The organism is Wenjunlia tyrosinilytica (assembly GCF_014646055.1).
GTDB classification, from domain to species: domain Bacteria; phylum Actinomycetota; class Actinomycetes; order Streptomycetales; family Streptomycetaceae; genus Wenjunlia; species Wenjunlia tyrosinilytica.
The window spans coordinates 489,690-516,685 of sequence record NZ_BMMS01000001.1 but is presented as its reverse complement, the minus strand read 5'-3'; the positions used below and the strand labels follow the sequence as shown (position 1 = coordinate 516,685).

Sequence of the window (26,996 nt, the reverse complement as noted above, 5' to 3'; positions counted from 1 at the left end):
GTGCGGGCCAGACCGGCCACGCAGGCCCACAGAGGCCATATGGCCACAGATGCCATGCACGCCGGCCGAGGCGTACAGGCAATCGCGGATCCTTGCGGGGGAGTGTTCGGGAATGAATGAAACGACGGTGACTCTGGTCGGGAACGCGGCCACCGAAGTGAAGTACCGCGAAACTCCGACAGGAATCCCTGTGGCGAGTTTTCGATTGGCCGTGACGGCGCGGCGGTGGGACCGCGAGCGCAACGGATGGGTGGACGCGCAGACGAGCTTCTATACCGTCTGGTCGTGGCGGGGGCTCGCCGGAAATGTGGCGACCTCGGTCGGCCGGGGTGATCCGCTGGTGGTGCAGGGCCGTATTCGGGTGCGCGAGTGGGAGAAGGACGGGCAGCGGCAGACGACGGTGGAGATCGACGCCGGAGCGGTCGGCCATGACCTCTCACGAGGAACGTCCGCGTTTCGCCGAGGGGCACGGGCGGCTCGCCCGCCGCAGTCCGAACAGTCGGAGTTCGGGGCCGAGTTGGAGGAAGCCGCTCCGGGGGTGGAGGTCGTCCCGGACGTGCTGCCGGAGCCGGCGGGTGTGGGTTGACGCTCCGTCAGGGCGACCTGTCCGATTGCGGCGCCTTGGCATCCTTGATCAGTATTGATCGCCAATATGGCGATCTGGAGATGAATGGGCCTGCCTGCGAATTCTGACCCACTCCTTCCGCGCTGCCGCGCAGGGATGATTTATCGATATTGAGCGCTTCATGCATCAGCGTCGATAACGATTCCGATTCGAATTGCTTTCCCAAGGAAGTGGTCAGCGGCTCGACGGGCCGCGATCAATAGGATTCCTGAGGTCGCACGGGGGTCTCATGCATGCGCGGGACGTGTCGGCCTTCCCGTCTCGCCCAGAGAGGTGAACGTATGTTCCGTGTTCCAAGGCGGTGGGCTTCCCGCTTTTCCGCCGCGCTCGCGGCCGCTGGTCTGGCCGCGGCGGGCGTGATGGCCGGTACGACCCCCGCTTCGGCGCAGGGGCAGGACGTGGGCGGCGCGACCGCCGTCCTGGGCGGCCTGACCACCGCCGGACCCGCCGTCATCCACAGCAGCCGGGGCGACCAGGACGTGTCAGCCGGGCTGTTCGACCTCGAGGTCGACGGCGGCGGTTCGCTCCAGACCTACTGCGTCGACATCCTTCACCCCACGCAGCGGCAGGCCCGGTACCAGGAGACGTCCTGGGACCAGTCGACACTGTCCTCCAACAAGGACGCGGGCAGGATCAACTGGATCCTCCAGCACTCCTACCCGCAGGTCGACGACCTGGCCCGGCTGGCGGGAGAGACAGGCGAGAAGGCCGCGCTCACCAAGGAGCAGGCGGCGGCCGGCACCCAGGTCGCGATCTGGCGCTTCTCCGACCATGTAAAGGTCAACGCCAAGGACCCCAAGGCGGAGAAGCTGGCCGACTGGCTGACCAAAAGCGCCAAGTCCGTCAAGGAGCCCGCGCCTTCGCTGCGTCTGTCGCCGGCCGCGGTCTCCGGCAAGGCGGGGGAGCGGCTCGGCCCCGTGACGGTGCGGACCAGCGCGGGCGCGGCCACCGTGGCCGTGGACCCGGCCTTCGCCGCCAAGGGAGTCAGGGCCGTCGACGGGAGCGGCAAGGCGGTCGTGACCGCCGCCAACGGCGGCAAGCTGTACTTCGACATCCCCGAGGACGCCGAGGCGGGTACCTCCTCGCTGACGGTCAGGGCGAGCACCACGGTGCCGGTCGGCCGTGTCTTCACGGGAACAGGAGTGAACGAGGGCAGCCAGACCCAGATACTCGCGGGCTCCAGTGCCAGCACGGTCGAGGCGAGAGCGACCGCGACCTGGGCCGGTGAGGACGCCAAGGGCCCCATCCCCGCCATAACCACGCAGAACAACTGCGCCAAGGGCGGCGTGGACATCTCCGTCACCAACAAGGGTGATGAGGACTTCGTCTTCCAGCTCGCGGGCGGGGAGCACACGATCAAGGCGGGCACCGCCCGGACGGTGTTCTGGCCAGTGGGAGAGGACAAGGCATACGAGATCAAGATCGCGCTGCCCGACGGCACGGACAAGGTGTTCAAGGGCGTCCTGAACTGCAGAACCGACAGCAGCACCGGCGGTAGCCCGCAGCCCTCGTCCCACCCGACACCCGCCTCGGTCGGCGGCGGCTCCACCGGAGGCTCCACCAGCGGTTCCACGACCGGCGGTGACCTGGCGGCCACGGGTAGCAGCAGCGCCACCCCGGTAATAGCGGGCGTCGCGGTTGGCCTGCTGGTCGTCGGCGGTGCGGCGGTCTTCCTCCTCCGCAAGCGCAAGTCGCCGGGCTCGGGCGAGTAGGCGAGCAGCTCCGCGGACCACGCGGGCGAGCACCCCGCGGAACAGAAGCCGAGCACCCCACCGTCCATCCAGCGGCCACCCACCGGTGAGCGCCGACGGCACCCGGCCGTCGGCGCGGGCGGCGGGGGCCCAGGCCACCGCCCGGGCCGGAACCATCCGCACGGCGCCGGACCCCATGCATCAGGTGCGGCAGGGGTGAAATCGCCGGGCCCATCACCGTTCATCCGCCGTTGGCGCAAGACCGGGCACATCCGTACCGCCAGTCCCAGCAGGAGGACGGCATGTGACCGGCATGCGGCACGGATGAGAGGATGGACGGAATCTGACCACCATCCATGAAGACGCCGGACGGTTTCCTTTGGCTGAGTACATCTACACCATGCGCAAGACGCGCAAGGCGCACGGCGACAAGGTCATCCTCGACGACGTGACGCTGAGCTTCCTGCCCGGGGCCAAGATCGGCGTTGTCGGCCCGAACGGCGCGGGCAAGTCGACCGTCCTGAAGATCATGGCGGGGCTGGAGCAGCCGTCGAACGGTGACGCCTTCCTCTCTCCGGGTTACACGGTGGGCATGCTCCTCCAGGAGCCCCCGCTGGACGAGTCGAAGACGGTCCTGGAGAACGTCGAGGACGGCGTCGGCGAGATCAAGAAGAAGCTGAACCGCTTCAACGAGATCGCCGAGCAGATGGCGACGGACTACTCCGACGCCCTCCTCGACGAGATGGGCAAGCTCCAGGAGGAGCTCGACCACGCCAACGCCTGGGACCTCGACGCCCAGCTCGAGCAGGCCATGGACGCCCTCGGCTGCCCGCCCGGCGACTGGCCGGTCACCAACCTCTCCGGTGGTGAGCGCCGCCGCGTCGCGCTGTGCAAGCTCCTGCTCGAGCAGCCCGACCTGCTCCTGCTCGACGAGCCCACCAACCACCTCGACGCCGAATCCGTCCAGTGGCTGGAGCAGCACCTGGAGAAGTACCCCGGCACCGTCGTCGCCGTAACCCACGACCGGTACTTCCTCGACAACGTGGCCCAGTGGATCCTCGAGCTCGACCGCGGCCGCGCCTTCCCCTACGAGGGCAACTACTCGACGTACCTCGAGACCAAGCAGTCCCGTCTCAAGGTCGAGGGGCAGAAGGACGCCAAGCGCGCCAAGCGCCTCAAGGACGAGCTCGAGTGGGTGCGCTCCAACGCCAAGGGCCGCCAGGCGAAGTCCAAGGCCCGCCTGGCCCGCTACGAGGAAATGGCCGCCGAGGCCGAGAAGATGCGCAAGCTGGACTTCGAGGAGATCCAGATCCCGCCGGGCCCGCGTCTGGGCAACGTCGTGGTCGAGGTCAACAACCTCTCCAAGGCGTTCGGTGACAAGGTCCTCATCGACGACCTCTCCTTCACCCTGCCGCGCAACGGCATCGTCGGCATCATCGGTCCCAACGGCGCGGGCAAGACGACCCTGTTCAAGATGATCACCGGCACGGAGCAGCCGGACTCCGGCAGCATCAGGGTCGGCGAGACGGTCAAGATCTCCTACGTCGACCAGAACCGCTCCAACATCGACCCCAAGAAGACACTGTGGGCGGTCGTCTCGGACGAGCTGGACCACATCAACGTCGGCCAGGTCGAGATGCCCTCGCGCGCCTACGTCAGCGCGTTCGGCTTCAAGGGCCCGGACCAGCAAAAGCCCGCGGGCGTGCTGTCCGGCGGCGAGCGCAACCGCCTCAACCTCGCGCTCACGCTCAAGGAGGGCGGCAACCTGCTGCTCCTCGACGAGCCGACCAACGACCTCGACGTCGAGACCCTGTCCTCGCTGGAGAACGCGCTGCTGGAGTTCCCGGGCTGCGCCGTGGTCGTCTCCCACGACCGGTGGTTCCTCGACCGTGTGGCGACGCACATCCTCGCCTACGAGGGCGAGTCCAAGTGGTACTGGTTCGAGGGGAACTTCGAGTCGTACGAGAAGAACAAGGTCGACCGTCTCGGCGCCGACGCGGCCCGCCCGCACCGCGCCACCTACAAGAAGCTGACCCGAGGCTGATGGCACGCCACATCTACGAGTGCCCACTGCGCTGGTCGGACATGGACGCCTTCGGGCACGTCAACAACGTCGTCTTCCTCCGGTACCTGGAAGAGGCACGTATTGACTTCATGTTCCGCCTCGCTCCCGGAAACGGCAGCAAGGCCCTTTCCGGGGGCAGCGTGGTGGCCCGGCACGAGATCGACTACCTCAAGCCGCTGGTGCACCGCCACGCCCCGGTGACGGTCGAGGCGTGGATCACCAAGCTGGGAGCCGCCTCGATGACGGTCGCCTACGAGATCAAGGACGAGGACCAGGTGTACGTCCGCGCGGCCACCGTCGTCGTCCCCTATGACCTCGCCGCGGGGCGGCCGCGCCGGATCACCCCGGAGGAGCGGGGCTTCCTCGAGCAGTACTGGGAGCTCCCCGACGCGAAGGCGCCGGACGAACAGGAAGAGGCAGGGGCCGCCGCCGCATGACCTCGCTGCAACTGGCCGACGCCCGGGAGGCGGCGGACCTCGCCGCCTTCCTGGCCCGGCTCCTGCACTACGACAAGGCCGCCGCCGCCCGCCTCCAGGCGCTGGGCAGCACTCTCGCGGTCTTTGTGCACCCGCCGTTCGACGTGCTCGCGGTCCGCTCCGCCCAGCTCGCCGACGAGGTGCTGCTGGACACCACGGTGTCGGCCGGCCAGTTCCTCGAAGGGCTCGACGAGCGGACCGGCATCGCGCCCGTGCCGCCCGCCGTGACCGGTCCCCCGTGGGCCGGGGTGATGCCCCCGCGAGGAGGCTGGCAGCGCACTGCGGAACTCCCGCTGGCCACGGTCCAGCAGGCGGTGGCCCGGGGGATCTCCGAATTCCGCGCCCGCAGTGAGCAGTTGGGCCCGGACCGGCGCACCCGTGTGGAGCTCGACCGCATCGCCGCGGACATCTGGTCCCGCCCGCTGGACACCGCGGGCGCCGCCGATCTGCCGCTTCGCGCCGTTCACGCCGCGCACGCCCTGGGCTTCCTCACGCCCATCCGCACGCCGGGACTGCCCGGTCAGCGGCCGGACGATGACACCGCCGGTGAGGGCGACGTGGCGGTGTTCGCCTCCGGAGGCTGGCTGCGCGTGCGCACCCCGCACGGCTCCATCGCGCTGCGCCGCTCGACCGGGCCGGGCCTGCCCGTCACCCCGGTGTCCTGACCGGCAGTCGGCGCGGACCCCGCACCAGCAGACCGGGCCGGTAGGGCAGGAGCGCCGGATCCTCGGCGAGCCGCAGCCCCGGCAGAGCCTCGAACAGCGCGGGCAGCGCGATCTGCGCCTCCAGCCGGGCCAGCCGCGCCCCCACGCAGTAGTGGGGGCCGTGCCCGAACGCCAGGCTCGGCGGCACATCCTCCTGTTCCCACCGCTCGGGCCGGAACGCGTCCGGGTCCGGGTACCGCCCCGGGTCACGGCTCGCCGCCGCCAGCACCCCCAGGACGGACGCCCCCGCGGGAATGCGCACGCCCTCCACCTCGACGTCCTCCACGGCCCGCCGCCACGTTGTGCCCTCCAGCGGGCTGGCGTGCCGCAGTGTCTCCTCGACGACATGCGGCCAGTGCCGCCCGGTGGGCTCCTCGGCGTGGCCGAGCACGAGGAGGACCGCGGACGCGAGCAGATTCATCGTGGTCTCGTAGCCCGCGAAGAGCAGCAGGAACGCCATGGCCAGCAGTTCCTCGCCGCTCAGCCCCGACCCCACCAGCGAGCTGAACAGGTCCTCGCCGGGAGCACGCCGCTTGTCCTCGATCAACGACGAGAAGTACCCGTGCAGCGACGACCACGCGTCGTCCAGCGCCCCCGGCTCCAGCGCGTCGGCCGGCGAGCCCACGCGGTAGGTCCACTCCCGCAGCGCCGCCCGGTCCCGCGTCGGCACCCCCAGCACCTCACCGATGACCAGCACCGGCAGCGGGAACGCGAAGGCATCGACCAGATCCACCTCCGCGCGCCTGGGGATCCGCCTCAGCAGCCCCGCGGTCAGCTCCTCGATACGGGGACGCAGCGCGTCCACGCGGCGGGGAGTGAAGGTGGCCGTGACCAGCCGCCGCAGGCGGGTGTGGTCGGGAGCGTCGGTGTTCAGCATGTGGCGGGCCAGCAGAGCGCGGGCCCGCTGTGCGGGGGAGTCCGCCTTGGGACGCCCGGCGCCCTGGGGAGGGACGTTCGAGAAACGGGGATCGGCGAGCACCGCCCGGACCTGGTCGTACCCGGTCACCAGCCAGGCGGAGGAACCGTTGACGAGCGGTACCTCGGCCGCCGGGCCGCTCCCGCGGAGGGCGGCGTAGAACGGGTAGGGATCGGCGGCGAACGCCGGGTCGGCCGGGTCCAGGGCGAACCCCGGGTCCGCCGGGTCCAGCGCCGTCCCGGCGGTGTAGGGGCAGGTGCTGGGCGTCGTGGTCACCGGGCCATTGTCGCCGGGACACTCGGCCGCCCCGCATGCGGCCCCGTCCCGTGATCGCCGCCTCGGGTTGTACGCCTTCTACAAGTGCCACGCGCCCGGCGAACGCCGGCGCCCCGGCCCACGTCCGCGCCCCCGGCCGATGCCCGCGCCGCTGAACGCCCGCTGAACGCCCCAGCCCCGGCGACCGCCCGCGCCCCCGGCCGAGGCCGCGCCCCCGCGAGGGACCCGCGCCCCGGTGAAGGCCCCCGGGACCCGGCGAAGGACCCCCGCGCCCCGAACGCCCGGCCCGCCTACTCGGCCGTGTTGATCATCGAAGCGGCGGCGTACACGAGGTAGTCCCAGAGCTGCCGCTCGTGCTCGGGGGCGAGTCCCAGGCTGTCCACCGCGTCCCGCATGTGCCGCAGCCACGCGTCGTGGGCCGCGCGGTCCACCCGGAAGGGCGTGTGCCGCATCCGCAGCCGAGGGTGCCCTCGCTCGTCGCTGTAGGTCCGCGGGCCGCCCCAGTACTGCATGAGGAACAGGGTCAGCCGCTCCTCGGCCGGGCCGAGGTCCTCCTCGGGGTACATGGGCCGCAGCACCGGGTCCTCGGCCACACCCTCGTAGAAGCGGTGCACCAGGCGGCGGAACGTCTCTTCGCCGCCCACCGACTCGAAGAACGTCTGCTGCTCCAAAGTGCCGCGCGGGATCTCATTCACCCGTCCATGGTCTCAGACGCGGCGACCGTTCCCGGAAGGCCCGTGCGATCGCCGGCGGCCGGACATCGCCCATACTGGAAAAGGAGCTCCTCATGACCGGCAGCCTCGATCCTCCCGTCCGGGCAGCCGACCCCATGGCCGATGCCGGGGCCCGGCTGCGCTGGCGCATGGTGCAGCGCATCGCCGACGCCGGAGGACTCGAGAACGCGGTGTGGCGCAAGGCGTTCGAGGACGTTCCCCGGCATCTGTTCGTGCCCCGCTACTACCACCCGGTGCGCGGCGGCGGCTTCGAGACGCTGCGCCACGACGACCCCGACCCCCGCAGGCGCCTGCGGTGGCTGAGCGGCGCCTACGAGGACGTCCCCCTGGTGACCCACCTGCGCGCGGGCAGCGCCGTCTCCTCCAGCAGCCAGCCCTCCCTCATGGCCTCGATGCTCGAGGCGCTGGAGGTGCGGGACGCCGACTCGGTGCTCGAGATCGGCGCGGGCACCGGGTACAACGCCGCCCTGATCGCCCACCGCCTCGGCGACGACGGCCGCGTGACGACCATGGACCTGGAGGAAGCGATCACGGATTCCGCCCGTGACCACCTGACCGCCGCGGGGTACGGCCCCAGAACGGTCGCCGTCGTCACCGGGGACGGTGCCCTCGGTTGCCCGGACCGCGCACCGTACGACCGGATCATGGCGACGTGCGCCATGCCGTTCATCCCGCCGAGCTGGCCGGCCCAGTGCCGGGCGGGTGCGCTGATCCTGGCCCCCATGGCGAACAGCCTGATCAAGCTGCGGGTGTCGCCCACCGGACGGGCCGAGGGGCGTTTCCTCGACACCCCCGCGTACTTCGTCCAGCTACGGCGCGCCCAGCCGCCGCAGTCCCCCGGTGAGGGGGAGGGCGAGGACATCCGTGAGCGCGAGACACGGACCGGGCCGAGGGCGCTGGACAGCGAGAGCTTCCGGTTCGTCCTCGGGCTGGCCGCCGGGGAGTTGGGCGTGCGCTGGTCCTACGACGAGACCCGGCGCCTGAGCGGGGTGGACCTGAGCGCCCCCGACGGTTCGACGGCGAGCGCGGACCGGGGCGGCACCGTCCTGCTCGAAGGCCGACGTGATCTCTGGGCGCTGGTCGAGGAGGCGTACGACCTGTGGGAGCGCCGCCGCCGCCCGGAACGGTCACGATTCGGTCTGACCGTGGAGGGCGGCCGCCAGTGGATCTGGCTGGACGATCCGGGCGGCGACTCCTGGCCGCTGACCGGCGCAAGCCGGCCCAGCGACGGAGCCGCCACCTGACCCGCCACCTGACCCGCGGCCGTGGGCCCGGGATGGTGGACACGCGGCGGTGGGCCCGGGGCGGTGGCGGCCGCTCTCCCGGGCCGGGCCGGTGGACGGAGGTCAGGCCTCGTGGACGGTGATGGTGGTCCATGCCCCCACGTGGATGCGGTCGCCGTCCTTGAGCGGCACGGGGACGAAGGCGGAGATCGGGTCCTCTCCTCCGTTGACCGTGGTGCCGTTCATGGAGTCCTGGTCGACAACCGCCCAGGTGCCGTCCGGCTGCTGCACCAGCACGGCGTGCTTGTGCGACACACCCGGGTCCTCCGGCGGCTTGGACAGGTCGATGTCCGGGGTCTCCTCGCCCGGACGGTGCCGCAGGCGTCCTATGCGCAGCTGGTTGCCGGTCAGTTCGAAGCGGCGCTCGGGGCAGTAGGGCGGGAAGAACAGGCTCTGCGCCTCCGGCCCGCTGCGGCCCATCATCGCCGTGAAGTACTCGCGGTCGGCGGCGACCGTTATGTACCAGCTGTTCCTGCGCCCGTGCTCGCTCCGCGAGCCGGCGGGCGGCTGCGTCTGCGCGCTCGGCTGCGGCGGCGCGGGCGGCGCCAGCTGGAAGTCCGCACCCGAGACCCCCGAAGACCCCGAAGCCACCGAAGCACCGGAAGCACCGGAGACGGCCGGTGCCGCCGGAGCGGCCGACTGCGGGTGAACGGGCGCCGAAGGCGTTGCCGGGCCCTGGTGGTACGGCCCTGCCTGCGGCCCGCCGTGCGGCATCCCCTGGGGTGCGTGGGGCTCGTGGGGTCCAGGTGCATGGGGTGCGTGGGGCGCGTGCGGCGTATGGGATACAGGAGGCGCAGGCGCCGGAGCCATGTGCGGTGCCGGTGGCGGCGGGGGCGCCTGGAGCGGGCCCTGGGGCGCTGCCGTCCACGACGGCGGGGCGAGCGGGTGGTGCTGCTGGTGCGGGCCCGGCGCGGGAGCCTGCCCGCCGTCGGCGCCACCAACACCGGCACCGGAGCCGGAGGCGAAGTGCCAGCGGCACCCCTCGCAGAACGGCTCGCTGCCCTCCCTCGGTGTCTTGCACCGGGGGCACAGCTCGACCGCGGCCGTGGCGTCCGGGTCGGGCCCCAGCAGCTCGGGGCCCGACGGCTCGGACTGGTCCGGGGCCGTGTAGGGAGCCGCATAGGGGTACGGGTTCCCCGACGGCGGTGGGAACGGCCGCGGGGTCGACGGCGGTCCGCCCGACATCAGGCGCCCGCACACCTCGCAGTAGTCGTCCGTCCCCGATTCATGGCCGATGGGACAGGTCGGCATGGGCTCCCCCTCCGCCTTTGTGCTGCTCAGCGCTGCTCAACCGGTTCACTTCTTGACCCGAACTGTCTTCGTCGAACGCGTCTCGAGCGTCATCTCGTCCGCCTCGGTCACGCCGGACTTGAGTCGAACAGTACCCTCAGCGGCGTCGACGACGTCCACCACCTTCGCCAGCAGTTTCGCGGTGTCCGCGTTGCCGGAGGCGTTCGCGAGCTGGACCGCCCGGCCGAGCTTGGCGGTGGCCGAGTCGAGCCGCCCCGCCTTCCGCTCCTCGAGGCCCTGCTGGATCATCTGGGCCAGCTCGGCCTGCCCGGTGTAGTGGGCCACCTGAGCGTTCATCCGCGTCGACATCGCCATGTCGTCGGTCCACAGCGCCCGCACCAGCCCCTGCCCGAGCACCTGCACCGTCCCGTCGGGCTGGGGGAGGACCAGGCTGAGGCGGGCGGCCAGCATCTCATTGCCCACGTCGGCGGCCGGGACCTCGACGCACACGTGGTAGTCGCGGCTCTCGTCGCCCCACGAACCGGTCGGGTAGTCGCCCGCCTGCGCCGCCGCCTGGGTCCGTCGTGCCGTGATGTCCTCAACGGTCGGGGCGACCTGCTTCACAAACTTGATCCTGGCGTTCTGGGGTGTCCACAGACGCAGTTGGACATCAGCGACCTCCTTGCCCATCGCCGTCTCCATCATGGACCGGAAGTCGGCCTCCAGCCCCGAGGGGTCGGCCACGATGTCGACGGAGCCGAGCAGCGCGGAGGATATTCGGCGCAGCTCCTGGACCTCCCAGTCGGTGCCCACGCCACGGCAGTCGCAGGTGAACCGGCCGCTGACCGCGTTCAGCGTGGACTGCAGGTCCGCGGGGCTCTCGTGCTCGTTGCGGCCGTCGGTGAGCAGGATGCCGTGGCGGATCGACACATCGCGCGAGCGCAGCAGGGTGTCGGCCAGGGTCAGCCAGGTGCCGATCGCCGTGCCGCCGCTGGCGCCGAGGCGGCGCAGCGCCTCCTTGGCCTGGCTCCTGCTGGTGGCGTCGGCGACGGCGAGCCGCCCACCGCCGGGGTAGATCTCCTGTGCCTGGTGGGTGCCCGCCACCACCGCGAACGCCACACCGTCCCGCACCGTGTCGATGGCGGCGGCGGTCGCCTCGCGCGCGGCGCGCATCTTGGTCGGCGGGTAGTCCATCGAACCCGAGCAGTCGACCATGATGACGACACCGGCGTCGGTGACGCCCGAGTCACGCGGGGCTGCGGCCGTCAGCGGTGCCCCGCCGCTGGTGCCGCCTCCCGTGGAGGTGACGGTGACGATGGCGTTGACCTCGCGGCCACCCTCGGGCAGGAATTCGTTCTGGTAGACGTCGACGCTGAACGTGGGCAGGTTCGACTTCGCCAGCCTGGCCATCGTGGGAGCTCCTTAGCATGGGCGGGAAGCGCGACGGCCCCCGGTGATCTGTGAACTGCACGGCTACGCGTACGGGAAGCGGCCGGCCCCGGCGCCGGCCGCCGCTCAGCTCTCCGGCGGCCGTCCCGTGGCGGGCGGGAACGGGAGCACGGCGACGGTGATGTTGTCGTGCCCGCCGCCGTCCAGGGCGAAGCCCACCAGGTGCTGGGCCGAGCGCAGCGGCTTGGCGCGGGCGTCCTTGGGGACGATCGAGGCCATCTCCCGCGCGGACTCGGCGTAGTTCCACAGCCCGTCCGTGCACACCACCACCACGCCGGGGCGGTCCGGACGGAACGAGGAGGTGTGCGGGTCGATCTCGACGGCGTCGGCGCCCAGCCAGCCGGTGATGGCGTGGGCTCGCTCGTCCGCGTAGGCGTCCTGCTCGGACATCAGGCCCGCGGCCACCATCCGGGCCGCCCAGGAGTCGTCCTCGGTCAGGCGCTGCGGCTCGCGGCGGTCGTCCGGTATCCAGTAGGCGCGGCTGTCCCCGATCCAGCCGACCGTGACCGCGTCGCCCGCGGCGATGGCGCTGACGCAGGTGCAGGCGGGGGCGTTGTGATCCCGGCTCGGGCCGTCGGAGAGCGCGTCCACCGCGTCGGCCGCCGACAGCAGGGCGTCGTGCATGGCCGCCTTGGGACTGGTGCCCGCCTCAAGTGCCTCCAACAGCGCGTCCGTGGCGGCCTCGGAGGCGGCCGCGGACGCCTCGTCGGGCCGGGTGGCCGAGGAGACGCCGTCGCACACGACGGCCACGATCGCGGGACCGCCGTCGGGCAGGGTGGTCGCGGACACCTTGAACGCGTCCTCGTTCCTGTGGTGCCGCAGACCCCGGTCACTGACGGCGGCGACCCCGTCCAACTGGCGTTCCATGTGGTCCCGCTCCCGTGGCTGGGCGTGTCCGCAGTTCTCGCAGTACCCGTCGCGGTCGATGCCGCCGGTGCCGCAGGCGACGCACAGCCTGCCCGCCCAGGGTCCGTCGGTGGCCGGCTGCCCGGCGGGCTGACGGGGATCCGCCTGGGCAGCCGCGGCCGGTCCGCTCGCCGGAGGTGCCACCGGGGGAGCCGGCGAGGGCGGCGCAACGGGCTGCGCGGGCGCCGCCGGGGCAGGTGGCGGGGCGGACGAGTCCGGTGGGGCGAGCGTCCAGTCCGGCGGTGTCGCGCCGCCGGAGCCCTCGGCGGGTGCCTGACGGGGCACGGGCGTCGAGGCAGGGACAGCGGCAGGGGCAGGGACGGAGACAGGGGCATGGGGAGGGGCAGGGGCAGGAGCCACGGGGGCGGACGCCGCGGACAGATCCCCGCCGCAGGCCCCGCAGAACTTGTCGTCCGGTTCGCACGGCTCGGCGCACGCCGGGCAGGTGGTCAGTTGTCGCATCGCTTACACCCACGTCCTGGGACGCAGCAGGTTCGCCCTCTCCACCAGTTCGATTCTCTCCCGGCCCTGCTGCGCCAGGCGAGCCAGCACGCGGTACGAGCGCTCCAACCCGAATCTCAGCCCCCGCTCGGACAGCTCGCTGCCCAGCAGCGACTGCCCGCCCGAGGAGCCCGAGGAGCCCGACGACGCCGAGGAGCCGGGCGGCCCCGAAACCCCGGAGGACCAAGCCGCCCCATTGCGCCCGGCCAGCACCCACCGCAACGCGCTGCCGAGCACCTCCACCGCGAGCAGTTCACGCCGCTGCTGGTCCAGGCCCAGTCGCTCCGTCTGCTCGGCCGCCGCCCGGAGGTCGTCCAGCAAGCGCTCCTCGGCCGACCGCTCACGCAGCCGGGCCCGTACGGCCGCCACCCGGGCCGCCGTGTAGTGGATCGAGGAGTCGGGGACCGACTCCAGCACCTGCACCGCGCCCGCGCGGTCGCCGGTGGCGAGCCGGACCCTGGCCAGCCCGAACGCCGCGCTCACATAGGACTGGTCGGTCGTCCACACCAGGCGGTAGTACTCGGCGGCGTTGTCCAACTGGCCCAGGAGCTCGGCGCACACACCGAGGGCCAGCTTCGGCGCGGGCTCACCGGGGAAGGCGTCGTACACCGCGTCGAAGGCGAGAGCGGCCGTCTCCTTGTCGCCGGAGACCAGGCCCAGCAGACCCCGGTACCAGACCACCCGCCAGTCCTCGCCCCGGTCGGCCTCCAGGGACTCCAGGGCGCGGTGGGCCGCGGGCAGGTCGCCCAGCTCGATCCTGGCCCGCAGCTCGCGCAGGCGTTTCTCGGGGGAGTTGGCCGGCGCGGACCGCAGCGCCGTGATCAGTTCGGCGGGGGCGGTGGTCATCAGGGCGGCCAGGAAGCCCGCGTTGGGATCGTCGGGGTCGACACGGGGGACCGGCAGCGCGAGCGCGGCGGCCGCGGTGTCGAGCTCGACGACAGTGGGAGCCCCCGCCGGCCGGCCGGCCGGCCCGGCGCCCGTCCGCTGCGCGGGCAGCGATGCGTTGGCCGCGGTCCCGGAGCCCGTGCCCGACGTGCCGTTCGAGTTCGGGAGCGCCCCGAGCGCGCCCCGCGTGCCCCCGGAGTCCGGCGGCATCAGCTCGGTGTCCACCACCCGCAGTTCGGGACCGAACAGCGTGGACAGCGCGGGGCGGGGCCGCCCGGTCTGGAGCGCCACGACCTCCCGCAGCACGCCGGTGAGCTGTTCCGACATCTCCTCGGCCGAGGAGAAGCGCCGCTCGTGATCGGGGTCGGTGGCACGCACGAGCAGCCGGTAGAACGACTCGTACCGCGAGAAGACCTCGATCCCCCCGGGGTCCGGGAGGCTGTCCACGTATGTGGTGGTGTACCCCTGGAAGTCGAAGGTGAGCACGGCGAGGGTGCGCGCCACCGTGTACAGGTCCGAGGCCACGGACGGGCCGATCTCGGCGACTTCGGGGGCCTGGTAGCCGACCGTGCCGTAGATCGCGCTGTCCTCGTCGTTGACGTGGCGGACCGCGCCCAGGTCGATGATCTTGAGGCGGTCCTCCTGCTGGATCGCGTTGTCGACCTTGAAGTCGCAGTACACCAGGCCCCGGCTGTGCAGATATCCCAGGGCGTCCAGGGACTCCAGCGCGTAGGCGATCGCCTGCTCGACCGGGAGCGGCTCGCGGCGGCCGTCGGGGCCGCGCCGCTCGTTGGCGATGTCCTTGAGCGACTTGCCGCCGACGTAGTCCATGACGATGTAGCCGTCCATGGTGCCGGTGCTCTGATCGAGGTGCTCGACGAAGTTGATGATGCCGACGATGTTGGGGTGGTCGATCTGGGCGAGGAAGCGGCGCTCGGCCACGGCGGCGGCGAGCGCGTCCTGGTCACCGGTGTCCAGCAGGCCCTTGAGCACGACCCATTTGTCGTCCACGGCGTGGTCGACGGCGAGATAGATCCAGCCGAGGCCGCCGTGGGCGATGCAGCCCGCGACCTCGTACTGCCCGTGCACCACGTCACCGGGGCGCAGCTTCGGGCTGAACGAGTAGGCGTTGCCGCACTTCGTGCAGAAACCCTCGGTGCGGCCCGGACGATCGCTCCGGCCGCGTCCCACCGGGGCGTCGCATCTGCTGCAGAACCGCTTGCGCTCGGGCACCTGCGGATCGGCCAGCACCGCGGCACGGGGATCCGCGCTCGGCACGGCCGGAACGGACACCAGGCCGACACCCAGCCGCCCGCGGGTCGCCCCGCTGCCGCCGGACCGGGAACTGCGCACCGAGACCGAGGTGGAGGACCGGCCGGACAACGAGCGCGACAGCCTGCCCGACACCGAGCGGGACGAGTTGGTGGACCGGGACGAGCGGGTGGACGACCGCGAGGAACGGACGGAGGAGGACGACGACCGCGACGACCCCGGGGAAGCCGGACCGGGCAATCGCGAGCCGGAGGAGCCGCAGGCTCCGCCCGCCGCCGCACCGCTGCCCCCCGCACCGCTGCCCCCCGCACCACCGCTGCCCGACCCGGCGCCCGAACGGCTGCCGCCCGCACCACCGCCCCCCGCACCACCGCCGCCCGCACCACCGCCGCCCGCACCCCTGCCCGCCGCGCCCCTGCCCGCCGCGCCCCCGCCGACCGGCGCCAGGCCGCATGTGTCGCAGTACAGATTGCCCAGCCCGTCGTCCTCGACGGTCCCGGCGCAGCCCGGACGCCCGCACTGGCTCATGTTCTCCCCCACTGGTTCGTGTCCCGCTGCGCCGCGCCCTGCTCCTGCGGCTGTGCCAGCGCGTCGGTGACGGCGTGCTGGTAGCGCCGCACCGCCTGCTCGGCCGCCCGCAGATCACAGGGCGCACTCCACAGCAACCGGCGGGCGTGGTCGTACCGTTCGAGGATCTCCGGATCCTCGGCGTAGCCCAGGCGTGCCGCCTTGGCCTTGTATCCGTCCAGCCGCCCGCGCAGCTCCGCGCGCACCGCCAGTGGCTCGGTCACGGCGGTCAGCGACTCGCGGGCCCTGACCAACTCCTCGTCCGCGCCCTGCTCCAGCACATCCAGCAGTGGTGACAGGCGGTGCCACTGGCCGGTCCTGCGGTAGTCCACGGCGGCGCTGATCTGCTCGCGCAACCGGCTCGCGGGGCCGCTGACCGCGGGCACCTCGGAGGCGGCGATCTTCGCCAGGACCTCTCCACGCGCGTTGCGCGCCTCGGAGAGTGTGGCGTCGGCCCGCGAGAGCACATCGCGGAGCCGGTAGAGACGCTCGTCGGCCTCGTCGCGGACGCGCATCACCGCCTCCACCTCGCGACGGGTCTCCTCCAGGGCGCGGGCGGCGCGATCGTAGCGCGAGGTGTCCGCCAGGCCGCCGCGCGCCGCGGGGCCACTGCCGGTGGCCGGGGTCCAGAACTCCAGCGGATCGGCGATGACCTGGGCACGCAGCGTCCCGAGGTCGTCGGTGATCCGCTCCAGTTCGTCACCCGCCGGATGCTCACCGGGGCGCACGCCCACCGAGAGGGCGAGCGAGCGGACCCGTCCCACCTCCGCCGAGAGCAGGTCGATCCTGGCGGGGAGCGCGGTCCACACCGAGTCGGCCGCGGTCACCACCTCGATCACCTGGGCGTACCAGCCGTTCATCCGGTCAACCAGTTCCTCGAGGCTCAACTGCTCCGTGAGCCTGGCAGGTCCGGTGAGCGAACGGGCGGCATCCGGCACACGGCCACCCGCAACGGTGACACCGCTCCCGCGCAGGAGTTCGGTCAGCTCGGCGAGCTCTCCCGCCGAGGAGCGGTTGCGTCGGCCGCGCAGCTCCCTCGCGGTGTCCAACGCCACCGTGTACGCCTCGAAGTGCGCCCACAGCAGGGAGACCGCCTGCTCCGCGGCGGTCCAGCGTTCCTTGGTGAGGCCGGTCAGCTGGGCGCCTTCGAGCAGCCTGCGGCCCGCGTGGTCCTGCAGCGTGAGCAGCGAGCTCTCGATCGCCTCGTGCTCGGAGCCGAGCCGTGCCAGCGCACGGTCCACCTCCTCCCGGCTCATCGCCATGGAACCCCTTTCCCAGACATGGACGCCGATCCGCCCCCGCCGGCCGTCGGCTCAAGTGTCGGCTCAAGTCTCGGCCCTCGCCGACCCCGCCGTCGCCCCTCTGCCCGTACTCCTGTGCTTTCCGTGCTCCCTCGGTCTCCCCGGCCTTCCGTCCCCCGGTCCTCCCCGCAGCCCTTGCCAGTCCCCGTCGGGTCCTGTCAGTCCTTGTACTTCGCGGACGGAGGCGCCGAGGGCTTGTCCAGGTCGTGCCCCAACCACTTGTCGAAGGACCGCATCCAGGGGCTGCGGCCGCCTCCCGAGCGGTAGTCCTCGAGGACCTTGTTGACCCGGCGGACGAGGCCGTCGTCCCCCTTCTTCATCGCGACGCCGTACGGCTCGTCGGTGAGCTTCTTGCCCACGAGGTGCATGGAGGGGTCCTGTGCGGCCTGGCCCGCCGCCAGCGCGTTGTCGGTCAGGACCGCGTCCGCCTCGCCGAGCTGGACGCGCACCAGGCAGTCCAGCTGGTTGGGCACCAGGACCGCCTTGGAGCCGTGGCTGTCCTTGGCCAGCAGCGCCTCGTTGGTCGAGCCCTTGGCGACGCAGACCCGCTTGCCGGACAGGCTGTCGTCGAAGCCGGTGACGGCCGAGTCCTTCGGGGCCAGCAACTGCTGCCCGGCCTCGAAGTAGACGGTGGAGAAGGCCACTTGGTCCAGCCGCTCGCAGGTGATCGTCATCGTCCGCACCACCATGTCCACGGTCCCGTTCCGGATCGCCGGTATGCGCTGGTCCGTGGGCACGGTCTTGTAGGTGACCTTGTCGGGGCTGCCGAGGATGTCGTTGGCGATGGCGCGGACGAGGTCGATGTCGAAGCCCTCGATCCGGCCGGTGCCGGGGTCGCGATACCCCCACAGGTAGCTGTTCTGGTCGACGCCCACGACCAGCTTCCCGCGCTTCTTGATCCGGTCGACCCCGGGTCCCGAGCCCTCCGAGCCACCCGACGGGCGCAGGCTCGCCGTGGGATCGCACGTGCCCGCCGCCGCCTGCCGCGCCGACGCGCTCTTCGCCGCGGACGAGGAGGCGCCATGGCCGGTGCCCTCCCCCGAGCCGGTTCCGCCCGTCACGAGGGGCAGGGCGAACGCGCCCAGCCCCACCGCGCAGGCGGCCAGCGCACCCACCACCGTGGACCTCATCCGTGCTCCCCCCTTCACCGGTACTCCGACAGGCGTCTGCCGATGCCGAGCACCACGGCCGCCGAGGCGAGCACCGCCAGCACCCCGGCGCCGACCGCGAGGCCGCCGAGCGCGTCCCGCCCGTCGTTCGCCGCCTTCTCGAACTCGGCCTGCTCCTGCCGGGCGGCCAGGGACAGATTCCGGTCGAGGGCGTCGAACACCGTGGCCGTGGGCTGCCGAACGGGCTTGCCGTCGCGGTCCTTGCCGCCGATGACGTAGGCCACGGCCTCGTCGTAACTGCCGCTGTCGTCGCTGCGCCGGGCCTGCGCGTGGACGCTCTTCCAGGTCCGCACATCGCCGATCGCCAGATTCACCGGGCCGCTGCCCGACGTGTCGTCGGCGAGGAGCAGGGCCCGCTCGAGCAGGGCCCCGTCGCGCAGGTCCGAGCCTCCGCTGCTGAGCTGCCTCATGTCCGCCTTGTACGTCTCCTCGTACACCGCGCCGGAGCCGCGGGCCACCAGGGTCAGGCCCTCGTCGCCACGGGCCTTGAGCGCGGTGATCCGCGCCTCACTGAGCACCTGGAGGGACTTGGCTCCGTGGTCGTTGCTCTCGGTGAGCCCGCCTCGGGCGAGCGTGTGCCCCACGACCAGCCACACCAGCACGGTGGCAAGGGCGGCGGTGGCGCCCAGCAGACCGACGTTGAACACCCGCTTGGTACGCCGGAACATCCTGCGCTGCGCCCACAGCAGTCCGCCCAGCGCCACCACCCCGAGGCCCGTCGCCGCCCAGGGGAGTGCCTCGGCTGCGTCGTAGTCCGCGGCGAGGCGGTCCGACTCCGCCGTGTACAGCTTCTCGGCCGCCGGCAGCAGCCGCGTGCGCATCTTCTCGGAGGCGTACCGCAGATAGGCGCCGCCCAGCGGAAGCCCCTGGCGGTTGTTGGCGCGGGCGGAGGCCACCAGGCCGGTGTAGACGGGCAGATCGCGGTTGAGCTGGGCGATCTGGCGTCTGCCGGTGCCGGACCCCTCGCTGTTGGCGGCGGCCTCGGCCAGCAGGCCGGAGGCCCGCCGTATGTCGTCGTTGTAGCGGTCGCGGATCCGCTTGGGCTCCTGTCCGCCCGCCAGGAACCCACTGGCCGCCGTGGCGTCGGCGTCCGCGAGATACCGGTAGATGTCGGCGGCGTTCGCGGTGAGCGGCTGGCTGCGCTCCACCACGTCCCTCGCGGACGATGCCCGGTCCATCACCTGCCAGGCGGTCATCGCGCCGAAGACCAGCACGAGCACGACCAGTGCGGCGCCGATGATCCGCAGCCTCCCGGGCTCGGTCGTCGCGGCGTCCTTGAACCGGTCGAGGCCGTCCTGGTACGCGGGGCGGCGCGGCGGCCGGGGCGACCGCGGTGGTCCGGCGGCTCCCGGCGGCCCTGCGGGTGCCTGCGGTCCGGGGGCAGGCAGCACCGCGGTGGGTCCGCCCATGGTCGGCCCGCCTGTCGTTGGAGCTCCAGCCACTGCCCCTCCCCCTTGGGTGCCTGACTGTGTCAGCGAGAAGTATCGCCGCACGGACCGACATCCACACCCGATATGGCGCGATCTTCTTCTGCGCCGCGCGAAAGGCACTGACGACGGGCAACACCCGAAGTCAGCGGCCTCTCAGTACCTTCCACGCCCGACGGCCCCCACTGGTTCCCTACCGGCGTCCACCCGAGCGGGCGAGGAACATGGGGAAGGGGAGGGGCCCCCGGACGGTGGGGGCCCCTCCCCGGTCTCGCGGCGCCCGGCTACGCCGTCAGCCCGCTCTCGTAGGCGGTGCGCAGCCGTCCGCGGGCCGCGGGTGTCGCCTCGGTGTGGTCGAGGCCCAGCAGGGCCGCGCCCACGACCGGGGGAGTGGTGACCACCCGGGTGACGGCGTGGGGGGCCCGCTCCTTGAGCAGTTCCTCCACGGCGCTCATCAGCAGCGGACGGCGGGCCGCCAGCACGCCTCCGCCGAGGACGACGTCGGCCGGGCCGTCGAGCATGTCCAGGCGGCGCAGCGCAACCACGGCCAGGGCGACGATCTCCTCCGCCTGCCGGTGGATGAGCGCCACGGACACCGGGTCACCCCCCTCCGCCTCCTCGAACAGCACGGGTGTCAGTTCGTGGCGGCGTACGGAGGCGATCTCCCCCAAGTGCAGGGCCTCGATGAGATGCTGCATCGAGGTCAGCCCGAAGTGCCTCGGCATGGCCGTGGCCAGGGATGTCCCGGGACCGCGCCCGTCCTCGGCTCGCGCCGCCCACCACATGGCCTCCTCGGCGAGATGCCCGCCGCCGCCCCAGTCACCGGAGATCTTGCCGAGGGCGGGGAAGCGGGCCGTGCGCCCGTCGGGCAGCAGTCCCGCGCAGTTGATGCCCGCTCCGCAGACCACGGCCACTCCGCGCGGCTCCTCGACGCCCGCCCGCAGGAGGGCGAAGGTGTCGTTGGCGACGCGCGCAGTACGGCCCCAGCCATGTCTTCTGATGGCCTGTTCGAGTCGCTGTTCCTCAATGGGCAGATCGGCGTTGGCCAGGCACGCCGAGACGTGCTCGACCAGCGGGACCGCCCGCGAAACGGCCAGGCCCGCCTGGGCGGCGGCCGACGTGACCAGGGGCACCAAAGTGGCGACCGCGGCCTCCGGGCCCGTCTCGTGGGGCTGGAAGCCGCCGCCCCGGGCGGTGCCGAGCAGCGAGCCGTCCGGGGCGACCAGGGCGACGTCGGTCTTGCTGTTGCCCGCGTCCACGGCGAGGACGCCTCGCGGGAGCAGAGGAGTGGGTGGCATGGCCTCGTGGGTTTGCTGGACGGCGGCGGTCAAGCGGGTCACGCCCATGCCAGGTGCTCGCGGTTGTGCGCGATGAGCCGGTCGGTCAGGGCGTCCGCGTACTCGGTCTGGCCGATCAGCGGATGGGCGAGCAGTGCCTTGAAGACCCGGTCGCGGCCCCCGTGCAGGGCGGCCTCGAGCGCCAGGTGCTCGTACGCGGTCACATTCGCGATCAGGCCCGAGTACAGGGGCTCCAGCGGGGCGACGGGCAGCGGCTTGGTGCCGGAGCCGTCCACCGTGGCGGGGACCTCGATGACCGCGTCGTCCGGGAGGAAGGGCAGGGTGCCGTTGTTGAGGGTGTTGACCACCTGGACGTCGCCTGTGTCCCGCAGGAGCGAGGACGCCAGCGCCACCGCGGCCTCCGAGTAGAAGGCGCCGCCCCGCTGGGCCAGCAGCTCCGGCTTCTCGTCCAGGGACGGGTCGGCGTACAGGTCGAGCAACTGCCTTTCCATGGCGGCGACCTCGGCCGCGCGCGACGGTTTGACCTTGAGCTCGCGCACCACCTCGTCGTGCGCGTAGAAGTAGCGCAGGTAGTAGGACGGTACGACGCCGAGCCGGTCGAGCAGGGAGCGCGGCATGCGCAGGTCCTCGGCGACCGCGTCGCCGTGCTCGACCAGCAGCTTGGGCAGGACGTCCTCCCCGTTGAGGCGGACGGCCCGCTCCCAGGTGAGGTGGTTGAGCCCCACGTGGTCGAGCGTGACCTGGTCGGGGGTCACCCCCAGCAGCGCGGCGAACCTGCGCTGGAAGCCGATGGCGACGTTGCACAGGCCCACGGCCCTGTGCCCGGCCTGCAGGAGCGCGCGTGTGACGATGCCGACGGGGTTGGTGAAGTCGATGATCCACGCGTCGGGGTTGCCGCGGGCGATCCGCTCGGCGATGTCGAGCACCACCGGGACGGTCCGCAGGGCCTTGGCCAGCCCTCCCGCGCCCGTGGTCTCCTGGCCGACGCAGCCGCACTCCAGCGGCCATGTCTCGTCCTGGTTGCGTGCCGCCTGCCCGCCGACCCGCAGTTGCAGCAGCACGGCGTCGGCGTCGGCCACCGCGGCGTCCAGGTCGGAGGTGGTGACGACCTTCCCCGTGTGGCCCTGCTTGGCGAAGATCCGCCGGGCCAGGCCCCCGACCAGCTCCAGGCGGTCGGCGGCCGGGTCGACGAGGACCAGTTCCTCGATGGGCAGCGACTCGCGCAGGCGCGCGAAGCCGTCGATGAGTTCGGGCGTATAGGTGGAGCCACCGCCGACGACTGCGAGTTTCATCCCTTAACCCCCGTGAGAGTCACGCCTTCGATGAAGGCCTTCTGCGCGAAGAAGAAGACGACGATGACCGGTGCCATGACCAGCACGGTGGCGGCCATCGTCAGATTCCAGTTGGTGTGGTGGGCGCCCTTGAACGACTCGAGGCCGTAGGAGAGCGTCCAGGCGCCAGGGTTCTCACTGGCGTAGATCTGCGGTCCGAAGTAGTCGTTCCAGCAGTAGAAGAACTGGAACAGGGCGACCGCGGCGATCGCGGGCTTGGCCATCGGCAGGATGACGTGCACCAGGGTGCGCAGTTCCCCGCAGCCGTCGACCTTCGCCGCGTCCACGTACTCCTTGGGGATCGTGAGCAGGAACTGCCGCAGCAGGAAGATCGTGAACGCGTCGCCGAAGGCCATGGGGATGATCAGCGGCCACAGCGTCCCCGACAGGTGCAGCTGCTTCGCCCAGAACAAGTACATCGGAACAATGATCACCTGCGGCGGCAGCATCATCGTGGAGATGACGAGCATGAGAGCAACGTTTCTGCCGCGGAAGCGGAACTTCGCCAGCGCGTAGGCGACCGGGATGCTGGAGACCACGGTCAAGAGCGTGCCCGCTCCCGCGTACAGCAGGGTGTTGCGCCACCACGTCAGAAAGCCCGGGGTGTCCCAGACGGTCGAGAAGTTGCTCCACTCCCAGGTCCTGGGCCACAGGTCGCGGGTCAGCGCCTGCTGATCGCTCATCAGCGCCGTGAGGAGGACGAAGACGAACGGCAGGACGAAGAACAGCGCGGCGGCGATGCCGAGCGAGTGCACGGCGATCCAGTGCAGCGCCGACCTGCGGCGGGCGGTCCGGGCCGCGGCAGACCTGTGGGCCGGGCGCTCGCCGAGCGCGGGGGTGGTGGCGGGGGTCATCACATCGGTCATGTCGCTCAGTCCTCCGCCGACAGGAAGCCGCTGCGGCGGCGCATCAGGAGCGCCGTGAACACCATGGCGAGGGCGAACAGCACCAGGGCGATCACACACGCCGATCCGGTGTCGAAACGCTGGAAGCCGAGGTTGTACACGAGCTGGGGCAGGGTCAGCGTGGACTTGTCCGGGTAGCCGGGTTCGAACTGCTGGCCGGAGCCGCCGATCACACCGCTGGCGACCTTTCCGGCGACCAGGGGCTGGGTGTAGTACTGCATGGTCTGGATCACACCGGTGACCACGGCGAACATCAGGATCGGGGAGATGTTCGGCAGGGTGACGTAGCGGAACCTCTGCCACGGTCCCGTGCCGTCCAGCTCGGCCGCCTCGTACTGCTCCTTGGGCACGTCGAGCAGTGACGCCATGAAGATGACCATCAGATCGCCGATGCCCCACAGGGCGAGCACGGTCAGTGCCGGCTTGGACCAGGCCGGGTCGTTGAACCAGCCGGGCTGCGGCAGGCCGATCTTGTGCAGGATGTTGTTGGCCGGGCCCGTGCCGGGGTTGAGCAGGAACGCGAACGCCATGGTGGCGGCGACCGGCGGGGCCAGGTAGGGCAGGTAGAAGGCCGTGCGGAAGAAGCCCGCGCCGCTCTTGATCTTGGTGATGAGCAGGCCGATGCCGAGGCCGAAGGCCACCCGCAGGGTCACCATCACCACGACCAGCCACAGCGTGTTCCACAGGGCCGGCCAGAAGAAGGGGTAGTCGCTGAAGACGTACTTCCAGTTGTCGACCCCGTTCCACACCGGTGGCTTGAAGCCGTCGTACTTCATGAAGGAGAAGTAGACGGTCGAGACCAGGGGGTAGACGAAGAAGACGCTGAAGCCGATCAGCCAGGGGGACAGGAAGGCCAGGTTGCGCACCCGCTCCCGGCGGCGCTTCCTGCGCAGTGTGTACTGCGGGGAAGGCGCCGCCGGGACGGTCGCGTCCGCCTGTGCCGTGCCGAGGACGGATGCCATGTCAGTTCACCAGTTGCCGCTCGTCACTTCGCCTGGGCGATGTCTTTGTCGATCTGCTTGTCCACGGCCTTCAGACCGTCGGCCAGGTTCGGCTCCTTGCCCTTCTCGAAGGCGTAGCCGAAGTCCTGGAGGGTGAGCTGGTACGTGCCGCCGTTGATGCTGGCGGGCGTGGAACTGCTGTACGGGTGCTGAGCGATCTTCACGAACGTCTGGAAGTCCGGGTCCTTGTTCAGCGCGGGCGACTTCAGCGCCGCCAGCGTCGAGGGGACGTTGTGGATGGCGTTGGAGAAGTTGACGACCGCTTCGGTGTTGAGGGCCATGTACTTCAGCAGCTCCCACGAGGCGTTCTGCTTGGTGCTCGTGTTCGAGATGCCGATGATCGTGCCCGACAGGTAGCCCTTGCCGTAGGTGTCGAACTGGTCGTCGGGGACGGGGAACGGGGCGACACCGAAGTCGAACTTCACCCCCGCGGACTTGGCCATGCCCGCGCGCCACTCGCCGTCGATCGCCATGGCCACCTGGCCGGTGTGGAAGGGGTTCTTCGCCCCCCACTCGTCACCGAAGGTGCTGCGGTACTTCTCCAGCTTCTGGTACCCGCCGAGCGACTTCACCACGTCGGCCTGCCACCTGAACATCTTGGTGAACGCGGGGTCCTTGGCGGTGTTCGCCTTGCCGTCCTGGGTGAAGTACGTGGGGTTCCACTGCGCCGCGAGGTGCGTGGCCGTGGACTCGTAGCCGTGGAAGTTCGGCATGAAGCCGAGCTGCTCGAAGGAGTCCCCCTTGGCCTTGGTCAGCTTCAGGATGTCCTTCTTGAACTCCGTCATCGTCTTCGGCGGGGCCTTGATGCCCGCCTTCCGGAACGCGTCCTTGTTGTAGTAGAGGCCGTAGGCGTCGCCCAGCAGGGGCAGGGTGCAGCGCTTGCCCTCGAACTGCGTGTAGTCCGCCATGGGCTTCGGGAAGGTGTCGACGACGTCGACGTGCGACTTCTTCAGGAAGGGGTCGAGGTCGGCGAACGCTTTGGAGTCGCAGAACTTGCCGACGTTGTCGGTGGTGAAGGAGGAGACCACGTCGGGGGCGTTGGGGCCGCCGGCCCGAAGCGCTTGCTGGATCTTCTCGTCGTTCATGTTCTTGACGACCTTGACGTGGATGTTGGGGTGCGCCTTCTCGAAGGCCGCGATGTTGTCGTTGATCGCCTTCACCTCGTTCGCGGCACTCCAGCCGTGCCAGAAGGTGATGGTGGTCTCCTTGCTGGCGTCGTCCGTCGCGCTGCCGCTACTACTGCCGGTACACGCGCTGCCGAGCAGGGCTATGGCGGTGGCCGCTGCAGCGGCTGCGGCAGCCCGGTGAATTCGCGGCATTCCGATCTCCTACGGGGTATTTGTTCGGACTGTTCGGGGTGTGAGAGGCCGACGGCGCGGGTTCCGCCCACCTGGATGGCGGCCCGTCCGTTCCGATGCCGTGCGATATGGAGGGATGTGACGAGGTGCTGCGAGGTGCTGCGAGGTGAAGCGGTGCGGTCGGAGGTGAAGAGGTCTTGTCCGGCGGGTCAGTCGGTACTGCTGGCCTTCGAGACGCCTGTGGCGCCTGTGGTGAGGGTGGTGTCGAATACTTCGTCCCGGGTCGTGGACAACGCGCTCTGCAGGGCGCCGCACAGCACCGGGTTCTCGGTCACTGCGGTGAGTTGGAGCTTGGGCCGGGGCACGGCGAGTTCCGCCAGCTCCGCCTGGACCAGGGCACGCAGGCGCTCGCCGCCCGCGGTGATCACTCCGCCCGCCAGGACCACCAGGTGGGGGTCGATGACGGCGACCATGGAGGCCAGGCCCACCGCGAGGCGGTGGGCGAACTCCTCGAGCACGGCGTCACCCGCGCCCGGGGTGTTGAGCGCCTCGACGAGTGCCTCCTCGGCGTTCGGAGCGGACAGGCCGTGTTCGCGGGCCAACTGGAGAACGGGCAGGGCGCCGGCGAGTGCCTGGAAGCCGCCCTCGTTCATCCGGCTGACATTGCGCACGACGGGGGTGCCGGGCAGGGGCATGAAGGCGACCTCGCCCGCGCCCCCGGTGGCGCCGCGGTGGAGCCTCCCACCGATGACCACCGCGGCGCCGATCCCCTCCTCCCCCCAGAGGAGAACGAAGTCGCCCACGTCCTTGGCGTGGCCGATGCGCTGCTCGGCGACGGCGGCGAGATTCACGTCGTTGTCGACCTCGAGCGGCACCCCGAGGGCGGCCGCGAGTTCGTCGAGCAGATGCGGGGAGTGCCATCCCGGCAGGTGGCGGGCGTACCGCAGGCGTCCGGTCGAGGGGTCGAAGGCGCCCGGGGTGCCGATGACCACCCGGTGCAGCTTCTCCCGTCCGATACCCGCCTCACCGAGGGCCCCGTCCACCGCCTTCAGCACGCGGTCGACCGTGCCCTGGGCGCGGCGGCCGGGGGTGGGCAGCTCGAACCCCCCTACCGTGCTCCCGGTGATGTCGGCCACGGCGGCGCGGATGCGCGCGGGGGTGACGTCGAGGCCCGCCACGTAGGCGGCCTGCGGGTTCACCTCGTAGAGCTGGGCGCTGGGACCCGGGCGGCCGGCGGTGGTGCCGGTCGGGACGACCAGCCCGGCCGCCTCGAGGCGCCCGAGCAGCTGGGAGGCGGTGGGCTTGGACAGTCCGGTGAGCGCCCCCAGCCTGGTGCGCGAGAGGGGTCCTTCCTCGAGCAGCAGGTCGAGCGCGGCACGGTCGTTGATCGCCCTGAGCAGGCGCGGGGTTCCCGGGGTGCTGGCCATGGCTTGTTCGTTCCCCTCCCTCGGCATTCTCGCGCGTACGCTACGTCACTCGGGTCCGTTGTGCCTGATCACAGTGCGTTTTGCACGTTGGACTGTTAGGAAACTTTCCTATTCTGTTGCAGCGAACGTACGGTGGGGGGAGGAGACGTGTCAATGGGACGTACGGCGAGTTGTATCGAAGCGTTACCAGGCTCAGGCGCTGGGGCCGCAAATGCCGAGGGACCGCACCACGGGACGGAACGGCGTCCTGTAGTACGGC

The 26,996-nt window shown here is 71.3% G+C and carries 21 protein-coding genes; 6 read left to right on the top strand and 15 right to left on the bottom strand.

From position 1 onward, the window contains the following. Window positions 1-112: 112 nt before the first annotated feature. The 5 genes from IEY86_RS02215 (at window position 113) to IEY86_RS02195 (ending at window position 5,522) form a co-directional block, all read left to right on the top strand. A complete protein-coding gene (locus IEY86_RS02215) occupies window positions 113-586 on the top strand; it encodes a single-stranded DNA-binding protein (RefSeq protein WP_189129699.1) in 474 nt (157 codons plus the stop codon). Window positions 587-906: 320 nt separating this feature from the next. Further along, complete coding sequence (locus tag IEY86_RS02210; RefSeq protein ID WP_189129698.1) at window positions 907-2,337, top strand: thioester domain-containing protein; 1,431 nt, start codon at window positions 907-909, stop codon at window positions 2,335-2,337. 358 nt (window positions 2,338-2,695) lie between these two features. Continuing rightward, window positions 2,696-4,360: an energy-dependent translational throttle protein EttA gene (gene ettA, locus IEY86_RS02205; protein ID WP_189129697.1), complete on the top strand. Its 1,665-nt coding sequence runs from the start codon at window positions 2,696-2,698 to the stop codon at window positions 4,358-4,360. Next, window positions 4,360-4,818 carry an acyl-CoA thioesterase gene (locus IEY86_RS02200; protein ID WP_189129696.1) on the top strand — a complete coding sequence of 153 codons (459 nt, stop codon included), beginning with the start codon at window positions 4,360-4,362 and terminating at the stop codon, window positions 4,816-4,818. Before ettA ends, IEY86_RS02200 begins: the two co-directional genes overlap by 1 nt. Continuing rightward, window positions 4,815-5,522 carry a DUF8185 domain-containing protein gene (locus tag IEY86_RS02195; RefSeq protein ID WP_189129695.1) on the top strand — a complete coding sequence of 236 codons (708 nt, stop codon included), beginning with the start codon at window positions 4,815-4,817 and terminating at the stop codon, window positions 5,520-5,522. The genes IEY86_RS02200 and IEY86_RS02195 overlap by 4 nt, the downstream gene beginning before the upstream one ends. On the opposite strand, the gene IEY86_RS02190 is transcribed toward IEY86_RS02195, so the two are convergent. Together IEY86_RS02190 and IEY86_RS02185 are read right to left on the bottom strand one after the other, a co-directional pair. Beyond that, on the bottom strand, window positions 5,506-6,753 hold the full coding sequence (locus IEY86_RS02190; RefSeq protein ID WP_229698082.1) for a cytochrome P450 family protein: 1,248 nt from the start codon (window positions 6,751-6,753) through the stop codon (window positions 5,506-5,508). The genes IEY86_RS02195 and IEY86_RS02190 overlap by 17 nt on opposite strands. A 290-nt stretch (window positions 6,754-7,043) precedes the next feature. Further along, window positions 7,044-7,448, bottom strand: coding sequence for a globin (locus IEY86_RS02185; RefSeq protein WP_189129694.1), 405 nt, complete (start codon window positions 7,446-7,448; stop codon window positions 7,044-7,046). Window positions 7,449-7,540: 92 nt separating this feature from the next. Between IEY86_RS02185 and IEY86_RS02180 the strand changes: the two genes are divergently transcribed. Further along, window positions 7,541-8,731 carry a methyltransferase domain-containing protein gene (locus tag IEY86_RS02180; RefSeq protein ID WP_308425092.1) on the top strand — a complete coding sequence of 397 codons (1,191 nt, stop codon included), beginning with the start codon at window positions 7,541-7,543 and terminating at the stop codon, window positions 8,729-8,731. Window positions 8,732-8,833: 102 nt separating this feature from the next. Here the strand turns inward: IEY86_RS02180 and IEY86_RS02175 are convergent, their stop codons facing one another. From IEY86_RS02175 to IEY86_RS02115, 13 genes are all read right to left on the bottom strand, one after another. Beyond that, entirely contained in the window at window positions 8,834-10,021 is a 1,188-nt protein-coding gene (locus tag IEY86_RS02175) for an FHA domain-containing protein (RefSeq protein WP_189129693.1), read from the bottom strand. A 45-nt stretch (window positions 10,022-10,066) separates the two neighbouring features. Continuing rightward, complete coding sequence (locus IEY86_RS02170) at window positions 10,067-11,410, bottom strand: vWA domain-containing protein (RefSeq protein WP_189129692.1); 1,344 nt, start codon at window positions 11,408-11,410, stop codon at window positions 10,067-10,069. A 105-nt stretch (window positions 11,411-11,515) separates the two neighbouring features. Then, complete coding sequence (locus IEY86_RS02165) at window positions 11,516-12,817, bottom strand: PP2C family protein-serine/threonine phosphatase (protein ID WP_189129691.1); 1,302 nt, start codon at window positions 12,815-12,817, stop codon at window positions 11,516-11,518. 3 nt (window positions 12,818-12,820) lie between these two features. Next, window positions 12,821-15,541: a serine/threonine-protein kinase gene (locus IEY86_RS02160; RefSeq protein ID WP_189129690.1), complete on the bottom strand. Its 2,721-nt coding sequence runs from the start codon at window positions 15,539-15,541 to the stop codon at window positions 12,821-12,823. Continuing rightward, a complete protein-coding gene (locus tag IEY86_RS02155; protein WP_189129756.1) occupies window positions 15,538-16,836 on the bottom strand; it encodes a hypothetical protein in 1,299 nt (432 codons plus the stop codon). The genes IEY86_RS02160 and IEY86_RS02155 overlap by 4 nt, the downstream gene beginning before the upstream one ends. A 203-nt stretch (window positions 16,837-17,039) precedes the next feature. Then, entirely contained in the window at window positions 17,040-18,011 is a 972-nt protein-coding gene (locus IEY86_RS02150) for a glutamate ABC transporter substrate-binding protein (RefSeq protein ID WP_189129689.1), read from the bottom strand. 14 nt (window positions 18,012-18,025) lie between these two features. Then, entirely contained in the window at window positions 18,026-19,459 is a 1,434-nt protein-coding gene (locus tag IEY86_RS02145; protein ID WP_189129688.1) for a GlnX family signal transduction membrane protein, read from the bottom strand. Between the two features lie 302 nt (window positions 19,460-19,761). After that, window positions 19,762-20,775 carry an N-acetylglucosamine kinase gene (locus IEY86_RS02140; RefSeq protein ID WP_189129687.1) on the bottom strand — a complete coding sequence of 338 codons (1,014 nt, stop codon included), beginning with the start codon at window positions 20,773-20,775 and terminating at the stop codon, window positions 19,762-19,764. 38 nt (window positions 20,776-20,813) lie between these two features. Then, complete coding sequence (locus IEY86_RS02135) at window positions 20,814-22,067, bottom strand: 6-phospho-beta-glucosidase (protein ID WP_189129686.1); 1,254 nt, start codon at window positions 22,065-22,067, stop codon at window positions 20,814-20,816. Continuing rightward, on the bottom strand, window positions 22,064-22,960 hold the full coding sequence (locus tag IEY86_RS02130) for a carbohydrate ABC transporter permease (RefSeq protein WP_229698096.1): 897 nt from the start codon (window positions 22,958-22,960) through the stop codon (window positions 22,064-22,066). The genes IEY86_RS02135 and IEY86_RS02130 overlap by 4 nt, the downstream gene beginning before the upstream one ends. Window positions 22,961-22,977: 17 nt before the next feature. Beyond that, on the bottom strand, window positions 22,978-23,973 hold the full coding sequence (locus tag IEY86_RS02125) for a carbohydrate ABC transporter permease (protein ID WP_189129684.1): 996 nt from the start codon (window positions 23,971-23,973) through the stop codon (window positions 22,978-22,980). Window positions 23,974-23,996: 23 nt separating this feature from the next. Next, window positions 23,997-25,331, bottom strand: coding sequence for an ABC transporter substrate-binding protein (locus IEY86_RS02120; RefSeq protein WP_189129683.1), 1,335 nt, complete (start codon window positions 25,329-25,331; stop codon window positions 23,997-23,999). Between the two features lie 188 nt (window positions 25,332-25,519). Continuing rightward, a complete protein-coding gene (locus IEY86_RS02115) occupies window positions 25,520-26,737 on the bottom strand; it encodes an ROK family transcriptional regulator (RefSeq protein WP_189129682.1) in 1,218 nt (405 codons plus the stop codon). Window positions 26,738-26,996: the final 259 nt, after the last annotated feature.